Raw genomic sequence first — 17,561 nt, 5'->3', positions numbered from 1 at the left:
GAAGGGGTGGGCGGATCTCAGGTCTAGCAGAAGCGCGCCCGTGCGCCGCATCCGGCCGGGCGTTCCGTTCCGGCGCCGGTCAGGGCTGTTCCCTCGCCGTCTCCTCCCGCGCGCTGATCTGCTCGATGATCGCGGTGTAGCGGGACCTCCGGTCCGGCCGGGCGCGGCCGGCGGCATGGGTGAGGGCGGGCAGCGCCGGCCGTCCGAGCCGGACGAGTCCATCGGCGGCAGCCTCCCGGACGGCGGTGCTCGGGTGGGTGAGCAGGCCGACGATGGCGGGCACCGCGGGTTCGTAGGCCCCGTGGCTGAGGGTGCTGATCGCCGACCGGACCACGTCGGGCGCGGAGTCGTCGAGCAGGACCGCGGTATGGCGCAGGTAGGCGGGGCGGTCCAGGACCCGGCGGGCGATCCGGTGGGTGTGCAGGCGGACCCTGGGCTCGGGGTGGTGGAGCAGGCCGACCAGCAGGTCTTCCAGTTCGCGGTCCGGGCCGGTGACCGCTGTGCCGTCCGCCCGGCGGTCGTCCTCATCCACTTCCGCCAGGCGGGTGAGGGCGCGGCGGATCTGCCCGGTGTCGCCGGTGCGGACCAGGTCGAGCAGATCGCGGCGCGACGCACCGGACGCCGGCGGGGCCGCCGCCGGGTGGGGCCGCTCGCGCAGCGCCGCGAGGGCCGTGGCGGTGCCTGCGGTGCCGGGCCGGCGCAGCGGGCCGTCCACCAGGATGAGCCGGTCGGCGAGATCGGCGCGTCCTGCGGCGAGCAGGCGCCGGCGGGTTTCGGCCAGCGCCGGGGTCCGCAGCAGCGGCTGCCCGGCGATGAGATCGACGAAACCCCAGGCTCCGGCGTCCAGGCGCCCGCACAGGCTCTCGGCGACGGTGTCGAGGTGCCCGGGAGTCGCCCGCAGCGCGCGCTCGACCGATGCGCGGGTGGCCGATCCGCCGTGCTCCCACCATTCCAGCAGCAGGGGGAGCAGCCGGTGCAGTTCGGTCGGGCTGAGCTGGAACGCGACCCGGGCGGCCCGTTCGCGGGCTGCGTCGTCATCGGTGACTGCCCGCAGCTCCGACAGGTCGAGGCTGTTCAGGGCGCGTGCGAGCGTGCCGGTGGTCGCGACGTCGACGCGTCCGCGCAGGAACGCGCGAAGCACGACACCGGCGGTCTGCGGCTCGGGCCAGCCCCGCAGCACCGCCGCCGCCGTGCCGCGCCTGCTCGCGGCGGGTGCGTCGAGCATGGCGAGGAGCCGCTGGTGCTGCACGGCCGAGCGCGGCTGGTCGAGGTCGCCGTCCTGCGGGGTCCGTGGCACGGGGGAGGGCCGGTGGGCGGTCTCGGCGAGGGTCCAGGGCGGGGCGTCGATGGGCTGGAGCGATTCCATCCAGTCCAGCATCGCGCCGCGGACGTCGCGGGGCGCTGTGGCGAACACGTCGATCAGGGCGGTGAGACGCTCGCGGGAGGTGAGCGAGTGGTCGTCGCGGGACCGCCACTCGTGGAGGGCGGCCGGGGTGCGTACGGCGGCTTCGAGCGCGAGCCGCCAGGCGGCGGCCTCGTCGGAGGCGGGGGCCGGGGTCACGGCGAAGGCGTCGCGCAGCACTGCGGCCTCGGCGAGCCACGGGTCGGGGCCGAGCTGGGCGGCGGCCAGCGCCCGGTCGACGTCGGCGCGGGTCAGGACGGCGCGGCACCCTCGCAGCAGCGCCAGCGGCGACCGGCGTCCGGCCGGGGTGGGCGGCTGCGCGCGCAGCCGTTCGGCGAGGTCGAGGCACTGGGCGGCGGACAGGGTCGGCGCGACCTTCTCCAGCACCGCGATGAGTCCGTCGCGGTCCTCGCCCGTGGTGTCGGCCAGCCCGGCGGTCAGGGTCCGGGCCGCCCCGGCGAAGGCCTTCACCTCGGCGGCCGCCCAGGGAGCCGGACACAGCCGCAGGGCGAGCCGCAGCGCGTCCGGCCGGACAGCAGGGTCGGTGCCGGCCAGGTCGAGCCAGCCGGGCAGCGTCGGTCGCAGCCGGGCGAGCTGGACGGCGCTCAACCGCGGCGGCCGGGCTGCGTGCGCGGCGGCGAGCCGCAGCGCGGTCTCGGTGTTCCAGCCGTCGCGTACCAGCGCGTCGACGTCCGCGCGGCACGGGTCCGCGCCGTCCGGCGCCCGGCGCGCCGGTACGGCGATGCCGTGTGCCGCCAGCTGCGCCGCGAGGTCTTCGGCGGACCCGTCGGCGAGCACCAGGTCGCCTGCGGCGGCCAGCGCCAGCAGCGTCGGGGCGACCGGCGATCCCTGCCGGGCCAGCGCGTTGACCGCCCGCGCCGACAGCGTCGCGTCGAGCCCGTCGAGGAGCAGCCTGCGGGTCCGGTCGTCGGTGGCCTGTTCGGCCGCGGCGAGGACCGTGGCCGCGTAGGCGCGGCCGAGGACCGCCCGCAGCGCCTCGACGAGCCCGGCTCGCAGACCCGGGTTGTCGTGACGGCCGAGCCAGAACAGCAGCCGCGGCACCACCGCGGGGGTGCCGGTCTGGGATAGCACCCCCGCGGCGGTCTTCTTGACGTTCATGGCGGGGTGCTCCAGGCAGGCCGCGACGGCCGGTGCGGCCCAGCGCGCCCGAGCGTGCCCGAGGGCGAGCAGCGCCTGCCGGACGGTCTGCCCGTCGCGGGCGCCGGTCAACGCGATCAGGCTGGCCGAGAGGGCTTCGGCGTCCTGTCCGGTGGCGTCGGCGGCCAGCAGCGCGATCACCTGCTTGCGGACGTGGCGGTCGCGGTGGCGCAGCAGCCGGTGCACCCGGGCCCGCGTGCCGGCGTACGGAGCCCGCAGCAGCAGCGCGAGCAGGACTGCCTGCTCGCCGCCGGACAGGTCGGGGCGTTCCAGCAGGTCCAGCGTCACCGTCGCGACGAGCGCGTGGCCGGCTGCCCGGGCGTCGGCCGCCTCGCGCAGGCAGAACGGCCGCAGCTTGCCCCGGGCGTGCAGGCGGGCGCCGAGGGCGTGGATCGCGGCCACGACCTCCTCGGGCACGGCAGGCTCTCCCATCAGCCGTCCGTCAGGGCGTGCGCGGTCGGCGGGCCGAGCCGGGGCGCCCGGCTCCCACGCCGCCGCGAGGTCCGCCACGATCCGCAGCAGCAGGTCGCCGATGGCCGCCAGGACGCCGGCGTCGCCGTTGCGGGCCAGCACGGTCAGCGCCGCGACCGGATCGACCGGATCGAACCCGCCGGCCAGCAGCGCCAGCTCATGCCGGTCGGGTGCGCCGAGGTCGGCGGCGATCCGGCCGGGCACGTCGCGGGGGTCCAGCCGGGCCAGGATCGCGGCCCGCTCGTCGGGATCATCGGTCAGCTGCCACAGCAGCTCCAGGGCCTGATGGCGGACCGGCCGCAGGTGCGGCGCGATCGCCGCGTCCCCGTCGGGACAGGTCAGGCCGAGCCCGTCGCGCAACATGGCCGCAGTATGCCCGCCGCCGACGGCCTCCAGCGCGTCCAGCGCGGCGGCGGCGGCACGCGGCAGCAGGTCGACGACGGCGACCTCGGCGGGAGTATGCCGCAACGCCCGGATCGCGGCCAGGAACGGCTCCGGACGGGACGCCGCCGGCAGCACCCCGGCGATCGCGTCGCCGACCGGAAGGTCGCCGCTGCCCTGACGGGCGAGTTCCACCAGCAGTTCCAGCCGCCGCGGCCACATCACGTCGCCGGGATCCTCGACGACCAGCGCCCGCAGCGCCTCCCGCCGACAGGTGAACACGACCGTCGCCACCTCCACCGCGGAGACGCTGTGATCGGCCAGCGCGAGGCCGACGATCGGCGCCGCGTCGGCACCGGCCGGGAACAGGCCGCGCCGGTGCATCCCCGCCAGGCACGCGAGCACAGGCCCGGCCAGCAGCAGCGGATCGGCGGCGGCGACCGCCAGCAGCCCGCCGATGTCCTCGTGCCCGGCCAGGTTCCCCAGCACGCGCAGCGCACGCTGGCGAGAGCCCGGCGGCATCGCCTCAGCCACGACGACGTCCCACAGGAGGTCACCGTGCCCGTGCCGGGCCGCGGCCGCGATCGCCGCATCGACGACAGCCGGCTCCGGCGCCACCGGACCGGTGAGCAGCGGCGACAGCCGCTCCCGTCGCAGCGCGGCGAGCGCGGCCCACGGTTCGGCCAGCTCGCGCAGCGCCGCGACCACCACGCCGGTGCTCGCGGATTCGAGCAGCCTGTCGAGGTGCTCACGGGCACGGGCCGGGGCCAGCAGTGCGCTGTGCAGCCCTTCCCGCGCCAGTCGCAGCGCCGCGTGCCGCAGGATGTCGTCACCGCTGGCGGCCAGCTCACCGATCAGTTCGTCGAGCTGGTCGGTGTCGGCGGCCGCTGTCGCGGCCACGGACTGGTAGAGCAGCTCGCCGACCGGCTCGTGCCGGAGCGTCGCGGGCTGGTGGCAGAGCTCGGCCCACAGCCAGGTGAGCTGAACGCCGATCGGCAGCCCGGCGGCCCGCCACCGGGGCCGGTGCTGCTGGGGGACGTACTGCCAGAGCTGCTGGTGGAGGCGGGCCAGGATCTGGGCCGTCTCCGGCGGTCCGTCCAGCGTCGGGGGCAGCAGACCGGCGAGTTCGGCGAGTTCGGATTCGCCGATGCCGGGGCTCGCGAGCCGGGCGCCGAGCCGTTCCAGGCCGAGATGGCGCAGCAGCGGGTCCTGGTGCCGGACGAGTAGCGCCAGGACGGCCGGTGTGCAGTCCTGTGTTTCGAGTTCGGCGGCGAGCCAGCCGAGGTCGGCTCGCCGCACCGCGGCCCGGACCGGCTCACTCACTGGTGTCATGCTGCCCGATGTTAGTGACCGCCGTCGGCGGCGCATCGGGCCGTCGAGCGGCGGTCGCAGGCGGGCAGGACAGCCGAGGCCAGACCAGGTGGGCTGCTAAAATTAGTGGGATTTGTCAGCCCTTCCGGCCGGCCCGAGCACGTGTCACGGCTGCTGCTCGGCTTCCGGGCATAGGCGGTGATACGCCATGGGAAAGACCCTTCGGGCGCAGAGCGGAGCAGACGGGAGCCGCCGTCCGCGCAGGACGCGGCGGGTGGGTGTCGCGCTCGCGGCCTGTGTGGCGTTGCTGCTCGCGGGCAGTGCGGCCGCCGCGGCACCCCCGTCGGCCGCCGGACCGGCACCGCACCGCGCGGGGCTGAAGCCCGTCGACCAGAACGCCCTTGAGCGCGCCGTGCGCGCCGCCGCCGAGCAGATGCTGGTCCCCGGCGCGATGGTGCTGGTACGCACCCCGGAAGGCACTTACCGCGCCGCCGCCGGGACCACCGAACTCGGTGCGCAGCTCCCGCCCACCGCCGACACGCACTTCCGGATCGCGTCGAACACCAAGACCATGACCGCCGCGCTGATCACACTGCTGGCCCAGGACGGCGGACTCAGCTTCGGCGATCCGGTGTCGGCCTATGTGGACGGCGTGCCCAACGGGGCGAACATCACCATCGCGGACCTGCTGAAGATGCGCAGCGGCCTCTACGGTTACACCAACGCCCCGGAACTGGCCACGGCCATGGACGCCGACCTGGGCCGGGTCTGGACGCCGCAGGAGATGCTCGACATCGCGTTCAAGCGGCCGCCGAACTTCGCGCCGAACACCGGCTACGAGTACAGCAACACCAACTATGCGCTGCTGGGCCTGGTGGCGGAGAAGGTAGGCGGCAAGCCGCTCGCCGAGCAGTTCCAGCAGCGGCTGCTCGGCCCGCTCGGGCTGCGCCAGACCTCGCTGCCGGCCGCCACCGACGACAAGATCCCGGCACCCTACTCCCACGGCTACATGTACGGCGGCACCGCCTACGCCCTGGTCGACGAGCCGTACCCGGCCGAGATGCAGGCCGCCGCCCGCGCCGGCACGCTCAAGCCCATCGACTACACCAACCAGAACCCGTCCTACGCCACCGCGGCAGGCGGGGCCGTCTCGACCGCCGACGATCTGGCAGTCTGGATCAGCTCCCTGGTCACGGGCAAGGTGTTCGACGCCGCCTTCCGCCGGCAGTGGCTGGACAGCCTGCAAGCCGAGGACCCCGCCCACCCGGACGGGCAGAAGTACGGGTACGGCATCTCCTACCAGCGCTTCGCGCCGAACGCCGCGATGTACTACCACGGCGGCGAACTGCCGGGCTTCAACTCGTTCATGGGCCACGACCCGGACAACGGGGTGACGATCGTGATCTGGACGAACCTGCCCGTGGCACCCGACGGCCGGACCACGGCCAACGCGCTGCTGCCGACGGTGCTGGACCAGGTCTACGGCCTGTCGCTCGCCCCGGCGCCGACCCCGACCAGCTGAGACCCGCCGTCCTGCCCTCGGCGGGCCTGGCATCCGCGGTCACCCGCCCGGCATAGGCCGGATGCCCCGACGGCCGTGACGCCGCGAAGACATGTCCAGCCCGTACGCCGGTTCAGCTCGAATATAGACTGACTTCACCGTGTCGGCGTACCTTGCCGCTCGTGAGAAGACTCGCCACCGCGGTCAGCGCGGTCATGCTCGCCCTCGCGGCCACCGCCGCGCCCGCGGCCGCCGCGCCCGACGACCTGCCCTTCGCCTCCGCCGTGTTCCGCGCGACCCACAACAGCTACTCGGGCAACGCCGACGGGGCGAAGGGATCGATCACCTCTCAGCTCGACAACGGCGTACGGTTCCTGGAGTTCGACATCCACGACAACGGGTACGCCACGACCGGGGACTACGGCGTCGGCCACAGCTCACCCGGCGACCTGGTCGACCACAGCGGCAACCCCGCGTCGAACAACCTGCGGCCGTGGTTGCAGACGGTGGCCGCCTGGTCGGCCGCTCATCCCGGCCACGCGCCGCTGCTGGTGATGCTCGACCTCAAGGACGACCTCACCGACAACACCTCCTACGCCGCAGGTGATCTGGCCGCGCTGAACGCCGAGCTCGCCGGGGTGTTCGGGACCCGGCTGGTGCGGGCACAGGACGTGCCCGGCGCCCTCGGCACCGTCGGGTCGCTGCGGGGACGCGTCATCACGCTGCTGTCCGGGCACGCGGGGACCCGCAGCGCGTACAAGGCGGACTCCGGTGCCGACCCGAGTGTCGCGATCAACTCCAGGGGCCAGGTCGTCGAGGTACACGACTCCGGCGCCGGAGCGCTGTGGTATTGGAGCGGAACCTACGGCCCGGACGGCCGCGTCAGCTGGCTGCGGCACGGCCGATACGACTCCGGCACGACGCCCGCGGTGGCGCTCAACGACAGCGGTCTGCTCGTCGAGGTGCACAAGTCGCAGAACGCGAGCACGCTGTGGTATCGCGTCGGGCAGCTCACCGCCGACGGCGACATCACCTGGTCGGCCAGCCGGCAGTACGACACGGGCATCCTGCCGTCGATCGCGTTCGCCAGCCCCGCCGGCAACACGCTCAAGGAGATCCACCGCAGCCAGTCCCAGAACCAGAACTGGTTCTGGGACGCCGTCCTCGACCCGGCGGCCGGCACCGTGACCTGGAACAGCGCCACCCACGCCAAGACCGCCGACCCCCGCTTCACCACCGCCGCCTCCACCAGCGGATCGATGCGGGTGACGGTCAGCACCGGCGCGGACGGCGCCGCCCCGGCCACCACGCTGCGCTACGCGACCGACCGGATCGGTGCCACGCGCGTGCGCTACCAGCAGACAGCCTTCGACGAGTTCCAGGCCGGCGACAGCGCGCTGCTGGCCGAAGGCGCGATCTTCTACGCCTCCGTCGCGTCGAACAGGTCCTTCATCACCGCGAGCCGCAACGCCGGCAAGGTCGTACGCGGCTGGGACTTCGACAGCGCCTCGCTGGCCACGGCACCGCCGGCCAACTACCCGGCCACCAACCAGCCCTACGCCACCTGGTACGCCGACCTGCTCAGCGCCGCCGGGGCGGTCCAGTAGCGGCCGGACAGGGCCGCCCGGACCGCGTCGGCAGGACATACCGGCGCGGTCCAGGCGGCAAACGACCGAAAGCACCGTCGGGCCGGGGCTGGTTGGGTAGCTTGAGGTATGCCCAGCGCCTCGCGGGCAGGCGGGTCTGCGCCCGGCGGCTCCGGCGGCGACGCCGAGTTCGACGCGATCTTGGACCGTCGCGCCCTCTACCCGGTCTTCCAGCCGATCGTGGTGCTGGCCACCGGCAGGGTCGCCGGTTACGAGGCGCTGGCGCGCGGACCGGCCGGTTCGGCCTTCGAGCTCCCGGCGGCGATGTTCGGGCACGCGCTGCGAGCGGGCCGGCTCGGGGAACTGGACTGGGTGGCGCGGGCTGTGGCGTTCCGGCACGCGCTGCGGGCGGGTCTGCCGTACGAGATGCCGCTGTTCGTCAACGTCGAGCCGATGGCGCTGCGGACCCGCTGCCCGCCCGACCTGGTCGCCTCGGTCGACGACGGTGCCGAGCGGCTCCAGGTGGTCGCCGAGATCACCGAGCGGTTCCTCGGGGAGGACCCCGCCGCCCTGATGGCGCTGATGACGCGCGTACGCGGTCGCGGGGCGCGCATCGCCCTGGACGACGTCGGGTCCAACCCCGCCAGCCTGGCGCTGATGTCCCTGCTCAGCCCCGAAGTGATCAAACTGGATCGGGAGGTCGTGCAGCACCCGGACACCGCCGTGGCGCGCCAGGTCGTGCAGGCGGTCCGGGCCGAGTCGGCGCGGACCGGAGCGGTGGTCCTCGCTGAGGGCATCGAGACCCCGCAGCACCGCGCCTCGGCGATCGCCATGGGGGCGACCCTGGGGCAGGGCTGGCTGTTCGGCCGCCCCGGCCCGCTGCCGCGCCGGCACACGCATCCCGGCGCCGACCTGCCCCGCAGCGCCGGGTCGCGCGCTGGGGACTCGACCCCGTTCCAGATCGCCCGCCGCTACCGCGACCCTGCCCTGACCACCAGGCGTGCGCTGATCCGGGTCAGCGCCCGGCTGGAGGCCATGGCCAGCCGCGCCCCGGAGGCCATGGTCCTGCTCGCGACGTTCCAGCACCGGGTCCACTTCACCGCGACGGTGCGCACCCGGTATGCCGCATGGGCCGCAGGCGGCGCCTTCATCGCGGTGTTCGCCGGCGGCATGCCGGCCCGTCCCGCGCCGGGCCTGCGCGGCGTGACGCTGCGCGCTGACGACCCGCTGGTGGGGGAGTGGACGGTCATCGTCGTGAACAGCTATTTCGCCGGGGGCCTGTTCGCCGAGGAGGTCCGGTCGACCGGCGGGGACGGCCAGCGGGAGTTCGACGCGATCGTCAGCTACGACCGGGCGCTGCTCACCGAGGCGGCCCACAGCCTGCTGGGACGGCTCAACTCCCGGGGCGGACGGTCCGCGGACGGCTGACCCCGGGCGTCCGCCTCCCGGCGGCACGGCGGTCGCGGCCCGTACGGCGTGCACGGGCCGCGAGCCGTTGGGGTCAGTCCTCCTGGAAGTAGGAGATCAGCCGCAGGATCTCCAGGTAGAGCCAGACCAGTTCCACGAGGATGCCGAACGCGCCCAGCCATCCGTACTTGCGCGGCAGCCCGGCGGCGATGCCGTCCTCGATCTGCTGGAAGGTCACGACGAACATGAGCGCCGCGACGACGATGCAGACCAGGCTGAAGACGATCGCGATGCCGCCGCCGTCGCGCAGCGGCCCGGCCGAGCCGGTGAACAGGCTGATCACGAGGTTGATGAGCATGACGACGCCCAGGCCTGCGGCGGCGCCGATCACGACCTTCATGAACTTCGGCGTGGCCCGGACGATCCGCGCCTTGTACAGCGCGGCCATGACCAGGAAGACGCCGAGGGTGGCGATGACGGCCTGGGCGACGATGCCGTTCCAGCGGGTCTCGAACGCCTTGGACACCGCGCCGAGGAACACGCCTTCGACGATCGCGTACGCGAACAGCACGGCCGGGTTGGTGACCTGCGCGAACGAGATGACCAGGCCGAGCACCAGGCCGATGAGCATCGCGGCGATCCACACCACGCCCATGGCCGGCGGCGGCACGAGGATCCACGTGGCGGCCGCTGCGGCAGCCGCCGCGCCGATCAGCGACACGGTCTTGACCACGACGTCGTCGATGGTCATGACGTCACGCGGTGCCTGCACGGTCTCGGGGTAGCCGTAGCCGGCGTCCGGCTGCTGGTAGGTGCGCCCGGCGTAGCTGTAAGTGGGGGCGGGCCCGCCGGCCACGGTGTAGGTCGGCTGCTGCGCGGCGGCGGTGATCCGCCCGAGCACCGGGTTGGAGGACTTCACTCAGGACTCCTTCTGCGTAGTACGGGGGCGGTGGGATCAGGCCGGGTCGGGCGGCCCCGGGCCGCCCGACCCGGCGTGGCCGGTCAGAAGTCTCCGAAGTCGCCGCCGTCGAATCCGCCGTCGAAGCCGCCGTCCTCGAAGCCGGCGTAGTCGGCCGCGGCCGCACCCGGGTCGTCGATCGCCTCGGCCACGTCGGGCGAGAACGCGTCTCCGATCATGTCGCCGATGACCATGCCGCCGAGGAAGCCCAGCGCGGCGCCGCCGACACCCGCGGCGACCGCGCCGGCCATGCTGGGCCTGCCCTGGTAGCCGCCGTACCGGTAGTCGCCGTGGCCGCCGTAGGCGTAGCCGTGCCCCTGCTGCGGCCGGTGGCCGTATCCGGGCTGACCGTATCCGGGCTGACCGTAGCCGGGTGCGTGACCGCGATGCTGGCCGGCGGGGGCGTGCGGCTGCATGAACGAGCCGGGCGTCGCGGCCGGGGCCTGGCCCAGCTTGTCCAGCGCGGCGACGATCCACCGGTCGACCTCGCCGACCCAGCCGCCCTCGGCGCTCAACCGCGCGACGTCGGCCGGCGGAAGGTCGTGGCGGTCGGCGCTGCCGGGCCGGGCGCTGAGTTCGGTCAGCACGACCAGCACGTCGCCCGTGGCGGTGAAGGTGAAGGTCAGCTGCGGAATGTGCGGGCCCGGCTGCTGGCCCTCCGGTAGCGGCGCGTAGAACGTGACCGCCTGCGCCACCGGGGCGGGCAGCCCGGCGGTCGCGCCGGGCCGCAGCTCGTTGCGGGCGAACCGGCACCCGATGGTGCCGAGCGCGTCGATGATCTGCTGGTGGGCGGGGGCGGCGTCGACGCGCACGGGGTCCCAGTCGCCCTTGGCGCTGCCGGAGGCGACGGCGACCTCGGTGCGCACGCCGATCCCGCCGCCGGGCAGATTCTGCCCGTACAGGCTCGTGAACGGCGCGAACATGGGGACTGCGAGAGTGAACGGCACCGACTGCGTCGATCCACCCGCCACCCGCATCCCGCCGGCGACCTGCTGGCGGCCCAGTTCGGTCTCCCCGAACGGGGTGGTGGCCACCAGCAGCACCCAGATCGCGGTGATGTCGGTGTCGGACTTGGCGCGCAGGTTGACCTGCCCGGTCAGCGGCCCGCCGGGGGTGGTCGGGTGCGGCGACAGGACGGTGTCGACCTCGACGCCGCCCAGGCCGAGACTGGCGAGCAGTTTCTTGAAGACCACGGAGTTCCTTCCTTCGGAGGCGGTGTTCGGCTAGCTGCGGGAGTGCTGGGGGACGACAGCCGACCGGTGGCCTTCAGCGCCCGCTGCGCGACGGTGCCACCGGCGCGGATCAGCACGGCTGAGCCGGCGCTCCAGCCTGGGCGGCCCGGACGGCCGGGAAGGGTTTCGACCGGCGCGGGGCCGCAGGGGCCGCGCTATGATCATCCATGAGGGCGACACTAGCACGTGAAACTGTACGGTTACTGGAAGAGGCTGGTCATGGCGTTGATGCGGATCGGTGAACTCGCCGCCGCGGCGGGGGTCAGCAACCGTACCGTCGACTTCTACACCAATCTCGGCCTGATCAGCCCGGCCTCGCGAACCTCCGGCGGTTTCCGCCTCTACGACCCCGCGGTGGTGGAGCAGATCGCCACCGTGCAGCGGCTGGAGTCCTCCGGCATGAGCCTGGAGGAGATCGCCGCACAGCTGCGGGCCGGCGGTGCCGACCTCGCCGCGGTCCTGGCCCGCCTGGACACCGACCTGGCCGCGCTGCGCGAACTCGCCGAGGCTGCGGCCGTGACCGGCCATGGGCTGGCCGCGAGCCTGGCGGTGCGCGCCAACCAGCTGATCACCCTGGCGGCCGAGCTGCTCGCGGCGATGCCGAACGGCTGACCCCGGCGCCTGCCCGGGCGTTCCGGCCTGCTGGGAGGCGGACCCGGCGCGTCGGCGGACGGCAGGTAGCCATACGGTTACTCTGCGTGACGGCATGTCCGATCTGGGCATGACCACACCGTCCGGCTGAACGGAGCCGTCACCATGGCAGTTGCCAACCCCGGGCGCGCGTGGCGGGTGCCACGCGCCAGAGACCCCCACGTCACCTCCACGTTCCGCCGCCGCCTGCCCGTACGTGCCTGCGCGGCCGCGTTGCTGGCGACCACCCTGATCACCGTGCCGGGCAGTCCGGCGTACGCGGCCACATACGACACCACCCTGGTCAGCCGGGCCGACGGGACCAGCGGTGCCGCTGCCGACGGCGACTCCTACGGTCTGGCCGTCTCCGCGAACGGCCGCTACGTCGTCTTCGCCTCCGACGCCGACAACCTCAGCGACCAGGATGACAATGCCTATACCAACGTCTTCGTACGCGACCTGACGACCGGCACGACGACGCTGGTCAGCCGCGCCGACGGTCCGACCGGCGCGGCCGCGAACGGCCCGTCCGCGGATCCGGCGATCTCCGCCGACGGCCGCTACGTGGCGTTCAGCTCGACGGCCGCCAACCTGAGCTCGCAGGACAACGACACCTGCCTCGTGGCGGGCGGCCTTGAACAGGGGCCCTGCGCCGACATCTTCGTACGCGACCTCACCGCCGGCACGACGACGTACGTGAGCAGGGCCGACGGCGTCGACGGTGACGCCCCCGACGGCGGCTCGGTCACCCCGTCCATCTCCGACGACGGCGCCAGGGTGGCCTTCACCTCGGTGGCGGCGAACCTGAGCACCGTCGCCCCGCACGAGTGCTACCTGGAGGACACCGCCTTCTACTACTGCCCCAACTTCTTCGTCCGGGACCTGCGGACCGGCACCACGAAGTTCCTCAGCACGGGAGGCACGCCCTACTCGACGGAGCTGCCCTGCCGGGTGCAGCTGTCCGGCGACGGCCGGTTCGCCGCCTTCGACGGGGGCGTCGGCGGCGGCAGCGGCTGGTTCGACATCGTCCGGTACGACCTGCAGACCGGCACCGGCGAATACGCCAACCGGGTCGACGGCTCCGGTGGCGGACTCGCTCTGAACGGCGACTCACGCTGCCCGTCGATCTCCGCCGACGGCCGCTACGTCGCGTTCAGCTCGGAAGCGACCAACCTCAGCGCCGACAACGTCGACGGGGTCTCCGGCGTCTACGTCCGCGACCTGCGCGACAGCCGGACGGTCTTCGTCAGCAGGGCCGACGGCGCCAACGGCGCCGCCGCCGCGCTGGCCTCGACCGAAGCGTCGATCTCCGCCGACGGACGGTACGTCGCGTTCACCTCGCGCGCGCTCAACCTCAGCCCCAGCGACGTCGACACGTGCTACGACCCGCTCCAGGGGGCGGACAGGCCGTGCCCCGACGTGTTCGTCCGCGACCTGCAGTCCCAGCTCACCGCACTCGTGAGCCGGGCGACCGGCGCGAGCGGGCCGGGCGGCGACGACCGGTCCACCAACCCGTCGATCTCCGGTGACGGCAAGCTCGTCGCCTTCGGCTCGGTGGCCGACAACCTGAGCACCGAGGACGACGACAACGTCCGTGACGTGTTCGTCCGCGACTGGGGCGCCGGGCTGCCGCCACCGCCGACGATCGACCTGTCGGTCACCGCGTCGGCCGCACCCGCCACCGTGCCCGTCGGCGGCAACGTGACCTTCACCGTGCGGGTCGCCAACGCCGGGCCCGCCCCGGCCACCGGGGTGGCCGTCACCGACCGGCTGCCGTCGGGCGTGACGTTCGTGTCCGCCAACGCCGGCCAGGGTGGTTACACCGCGGCCAGCGGCGTCTGGTCGGTCGGCGGCCTCGGCAGCGGCGCCGCCGCCACCCTCCAGCTCGTCGGGAAGGTCACCACCACCGGGCAGAAGGCGAACACCGCCCAGGTATCGGCCGCCGACCAGCCCGACGCGGACTCGACGCCCGCCAACAGCGACGCCGCCGAGGACGACCAGGCCACAGCCACCGTCAACGGCACCGCGGCCTGCCCGGCCACGGCGACCAGGACCGCCGACGCCGACACCTGGATCACTTCTAGCTGGCCCACGACCAACTACGGCAAGGACACGATCCTGAAGGTACGGAGCAAGGCCAACGCCGACGCCCGGTCACTGGTCCACTTCCCGCTGCCGACTCTGCCCGCAGGATGCAAGGTCACCACCGCGAAGCTCCGCATCTACCTGTCCACGGCCGTCTCCACGCGCACCGTGCGGGCCACCCGGCTCGCCGGATCATGGACCGAGACCGGGGTCACCTGGCGCACCCAGCCCGCGACGACCGGCAACCCGGCCACCGCGACCGTGCGTGCGGGCTGGGTGGAGTGGACGGTCACCCCGCAGGTCGCCGACCTGTACGCCGCCGGCAACACCGGCCTGCAGATCCGCGACGCCGGCGAGGGCGCGGCAGGTTTCGAGCAGCGCCTGCACAGCCGCGAGAACACCAACAAGCCCACCCTGACCGTCTCCTTCGGCCCAGGCTGAGCCAGGACGCCGACGACAGAAGGCCGATCCGGACCACCGGGTCGGCCTTCGTCGTACGCGCCCGCGCGAACACCGGCACCCGCCCGCTATGGGCCGTTCATCCATCCCGGCTACGATCGGCGCCGATGATCGCAGACGGCCACGGTGGCGACTTCCGCGTGCTCGGCCCGGTGGAGGTCGTCGCCTCGGGCCGGCCGCTGCGATTCGCCCGCCGCCAGCAGCTCGACCTGGTCGCCCTGCTCATGCTGCACACCGGGCGACTGGTGACGATGGACGAGATCGTCGAGGCGATGTGGGGCGGGGCACCGCCGCGCACCGCGACCGTACAGGTGCAGAACATGGTCTCCACCCTGCGCGCCGCCCTGCGCGACGGCGACGGCCCGCTGGCCGCCGTGGACCGCCAGCCCGCCGGTTACACCCTGCACATCGCCCACGGCCGGCTCGACCTCGCGGTGTTCACCCACCTCGTCGGCCAGGCACGGGCGGCGCGCGCGCCCGCCGAGGCCGTCAGGCTGCTGCGTGCGGCGCTCGGCCTGTGGCGCGGCCCGCAGCCGCTGGCGGGGGTACGGGCACCGTACGCCGCCGCGGCCCGCGCCCACCTCGGCGAGCGGCGCGACCGGGTGCTGGAGCAGCTGTTCGACGCGGAGCTCGACTGCGGCAACCACGCGCTGATCGTGCCGGAGCTGACCGCCGCGGTGGCCGCCGACCCGGTCCGGCAGCGGCTCGTCGCCCAGCTGATGCTCGCGCTGTACCGCAGCGGCCGGGTCACCGACGCGCTCGGCGCCTACCGCACCGCGCGCCAGGCCCTGTCCGAGGGCTACGGCCTCGACGTCGGCAGCGAGCTGCGGGACCTCGAACGGCGCATCCTGCTGGGCGACCGCGCCCTCGACCCGCCCGGCGACCCCGGCCCGGCAGCGGGCGGTCAGGGCACGCCGCCGCGTACGGCCCGGCCGGCGGCGGTGGTGCCCGCCCAACTGCCCCTGGACGTGCGCGGCTTCGCCGGCCGCGGTGCGGAACTGGCCCGCCTGGAGACGCTCGCCGGCGCCGCCGGTGCCACGCCGCCGACCACTGTGGTCACCGTCCTCATGGGCACCGCCGGGGTGGGCAAGACGGCGCTCGCGGTCCATTTCGCACACCGGGTCGCGGCCAGGTTCCCCGACGGGCAGCTCTACGTCAACCTGCGCGGATTCCATCCCGCCGCCCGTCCGGTCGAGCCCGGCGAGGCGCTGCGCGGCCTGCTCGACGGGCTCGGTGTCGCGCCCGACCGCGTCCCGCCCGGCCTCGACGCCCAGGCGGGCCTGTACCGCAGCGTCATCGCCGGGCGGCGCATGCTGGTGCTGCTCGACAACGCGTTCGACGCCGAACAGGTCCGGCCGCTGCTGCCCGGCGGAGGCGGCGGGCTGGTGCTGATCACCAGCCGTGACCAGCTGCTAGACCTGGTGGCGCTGGAAGGCGCCCATCCGGTGACCCTCGACGTGCTGCCCGACGACGAGGCCCGGGAGCTCCTGGCCGGGCGCCTGGGTCCGGAGCGCGTGGCCGCCCAGGCGCAGGCCGCCGCCCAGATCGCGGCCCGCTGCGCGCGCCTTCCGCTGGCGCTGGCCATGGTCGCTGCCCGCGCCGCCGTCCAGCCGGGCCTGCCGCTGGACGTGCTCGCGGCTGAGCTGTCCGCCACGCGGCAGGGCCTGGGCGCCGCCAGGGTGGACGGGATCACCGCCGACGTGCACGCGGCGTTCTCCTGGTCGTACCGCAGCTTGACGCCGTCGGCCGCGGCGCTGTTCCGGCTGCTCGGGCTGCATCCGGGACAGGACCTCGGCCCCGGCGCGGCGGCCAGCCTGGCCGGCGCGCCGCCGGCCGAGGTCCGGCCCGCGCTGGCCGAACTGGTGCGCGCCCACCTGATCACCGAGCACACCCCGGACCGGTTCTCGCTGCACGATCTGCTGCGGACCTACGCCGCCGAGCTGGCCCGCCGCACCGACCCAGGGTCCGGCCGGCAGGCCGCGCTGCGGCGGGTGCTGGCGTACTACCTGCACAGCGCGTACACGGCGGCGGTCCTGATCTACCCGCACCGGTACAAGCTGAGCCTGCTGCCGGTGGAGCCCGGCGCGAGCCCCGCCCGGTTCGCCGACACCGGCACGGCGTCGGCGTGGTTCGCGCGCGAGCACGCGGCGCTGCTGGCCGCGACGAGCGCGGCCGCCGACACCGACCTCGCCGAGTACGCGTGGCAGCTGGCCTCGGCGCTGTCGACGTTCCTGGACCGGGGCGGGCACTGGCACGACTGGGTCGCCACCCAGCGCACCGCGCTGGCGGCTGCCGAGCGGGTCGCGGACCGGGTCGGCCAGGCCCACGCGCACGGCGGCCTCGGGCTGGCGTACAACCGCCTGAAGCGCTACCCGCTGGCGCACACGCACCTGCGCCGCGCCGACGACCTGTTCGGGGAACTCGCCGACCCGGTCGGCCAGGCGTACACCAATCTGCGGATGAGCCTCGTCCACGAGGGGCAGGGCGACCGGCACGCGGCGCTGCTGGCCGCCCGGCGGGCACTGGACCGGTTCGGGTCGGCGGGCCACCTCATCGGCCGCGGCCAGGCCCTCAACAGTATCGGCTGGCTGCACGCCCAGCTGGGTCAGTACGGCGACGCCGTCGAGTACTGCGAGCAGGCCGTCGAAGTGCACCGGGACCTCGCCGACCAGGAAGGACTGGCCAACGCGCTGGACAGCCTCGGCTTCGCCCACCACAGCCGGGGCGACCACGGGCAGGCGATGGTCCACTACCGGGAGGCGCTGGTGGTGCTGCGCGGACTCGCCGACCCCTACTACGAGACGATCACCCTGGCGCACCTCGGCGACGCCCACCACGCGGCCGGGGACGACCGGGCCGCCGCGGACGCCTGGCGGCACGCGCTGGCCATGCTCGACGAACTGGGCCACCCCGACGCCCAGGACCTGCGCGACCGGCTGGCCCGCCTGCCCGCGGCCTGACCGCGTGTGACGGCCGGATG

9 protein-coding genes are annotated in these 17,561 nt (G+C 74.2%); 6 read left to right on the top strand and 3 right to left on the bottom strand.

Annotated features, from left to right (window positions below):
* Positions 1 to 79 precede the first annotated feature (79 nt).
* A complete protein-coding gene (locus Cs7R123_RS02080; RefSeq protein WP_212823016.1) occupies positions 80 to 4,744 on the bottom strand; it encodes a HEAT repeat domain-containing protein in 4,665 nt (1,554 codons plus the stop codon).
* Between the two features lie 253 nt (positions 4,745 to 4,997).
* Between Cs7R123_RS02080 and Cs7R123_RS02075 the strand changes: the two genes are divergently transcribed.
* From Cs7R123_RS02075 to Cs7R123_RS02065, 3 genes are all read left to right on the top strand, one after another.
* Positions 4,998 to 6,245: a serine hydrolase gene (locus Cs7R123_RS02075; RefSeq protein ID WP_212823014.1), complete on the top strand. Its 1,248-nt coding sequence runs from the start codon at positions 4,998 to 5,000 to the stop codon at positions 6,243 to 6,245.
* 161 nt (positions 6,246 to 6,406) lie between these two features.
* The gene (locus tag Cs7R123_RS02070) at positions 6,407 to 7,831 is read left to right on the top strand and encodes a hypothetical protein (RefSeq protein WP_244871549.1); all 1,425 of its coding nucleotides are present in this window, start codon (positions 6,407 to 6,409) and stop codon (positions 7,829 to 7,831) included.
* 108 nt (positions 7,832 to 7,939) lie between these two features.
* The gene (locus Cs7R123_RS02065; protein ID WP_212823012.1) at positions 7,940 to 9,238 is read left to right on the top strand and encodes an EAL domain-containing protein; all 1,299 of its coding nucleotides are present in this window, start codon (positions 7,940 to 7,942) and stop codon (positions 9,236 to 9,238) included.
* 73 nt (positions 9,239 to 9,311) lie between these two features.
* Here the strand turns inward: Cs7R123_RS02065 and Cs7R123_RS02060 are convergent, their stop codons facing one another.
* Both Cs7R123_RS02060 and Cs7R123_RS02055 read right to left on the bottom strand, forming a co-directional pair.
* On the bottom strand, positions 9,312 to 10,136 hold the full coding sequence (locus tag Cs7R123_RS02060; protein WP_212823010.1) for a Bax inhibitor-1/YccA family protein: 825 nt from the start codon (positions 10,134 to 10,136) through the stop codon (positions 9,312 to 9,314).
* Between the two features lie 83 nt (positions 10,137 to 10,219).
* On the bottom strand, positions 10,220 to 11,368 hold the full coding sequence (locus Cs7R123_RS02055) for a sporulation protein (protein WP_212823007.1): 1,149 nt from the start codon (positions 11,366 to 11,368) through the stop codon (positions 10,220 to 10,222).
* A gap of 258 nt (positions 11,369 to 11,626) precedes the next feature.
* Between Cs7R123_RS02055 and Cs7R123_RS02050 the strand changes: the two genes are divergently transcribed.
* From Cs7R123_RS02050 to Cs7R123_RS02040, 3 genes are all read left to right on the top strand, one after another.
* Entirely contained in the window at positions 11,627 to 12,019 is a 393-nt protein-coding gene (locus Cs7R123_RS02050) for a MerR family transcriptional regulator (protein WP_212823006.1), read from the top strand.
* 144 nt (positions 12,020 to 12,163) lie between these two features.
* A complete protein-coding gene (locus tag Cs7R123_RS02045) occupies positions 12,164 to 14,563 on the top strand; it encodes a DNRLRE domain-containing protein (protein ID WP_212823005.1) in 2,400 nt (799 codons plus the stop codon).
* A 125-nt stretch (positions 14,564 to 14,688) separates the two neighbouring features.
* Positions 14,689 to 17,541, top strand: coding sequence for a BTAD domain-containing putative transcriptional regulator (locus tag Cs7R123_RS02040; protein WP_212823004.1), 2,853 nt, complete (start codon positions 14,689 to 14,691; stop codon positions 17,539 to 17,541).
* Positions 17,542 to 17,561: the final 20 nt, after the last annotated feature.

This window comes from Catellatospora sp. TT07R-123, from assembly GCF_018327705.1.
Classification (GTDB): domain Bacteria; phylum Actinomycetota; class Actinomycetes; order Mycobacteriales; family Micromonosporaceae; genus Catellatospora.
The sequence above is the reverse complement of the archived record's forward strand: the minus strand, read 5'-3'. Positions and strand labels throughout refer to the sequence as shown.

Bases quoted from the DNA above. Each gene is read 5' to 3' on its own strand.
- Cs7R123_RS02065 (WP_212823012.1), top strand. From the start codon at position 7,940: ATGCCCAGCGCCTCGCGGGCAGGCGGGTCTGCGCCCGGCGGCTCCGGC.
- Cs7R123_RS02040 (WP_212823004.1), top strand. From the start codon at position 14,689: ATGATCGCAGACGGCCACGGTGGCGACTTCCGCGTGCTCGGCCCGGTG.
- Cs7R123_RS02050 (WP_212823006.1), top strand. From the start codon at position 11,627: ATGGCGTTGATGCGGATCGGTGAACTCGCCGCCGCGGCGGGGGTCAGC.
- Cs7R123_RS02080 (WP_212823016.1), bottom strand. From the start codon at position 4,744: ATGACACCAGTGAGTGAGCCGGTCCGGGCCGCGGTGCGGCGAGCCGAC.
- Cs7R123_RS02045 (WP_212823005.1), top strand. From the start codon at position 12,164: ATGGCAGTTGCCAACCCCGGGCGCGCGTGGCGGGTGCCACGCGCCAGA.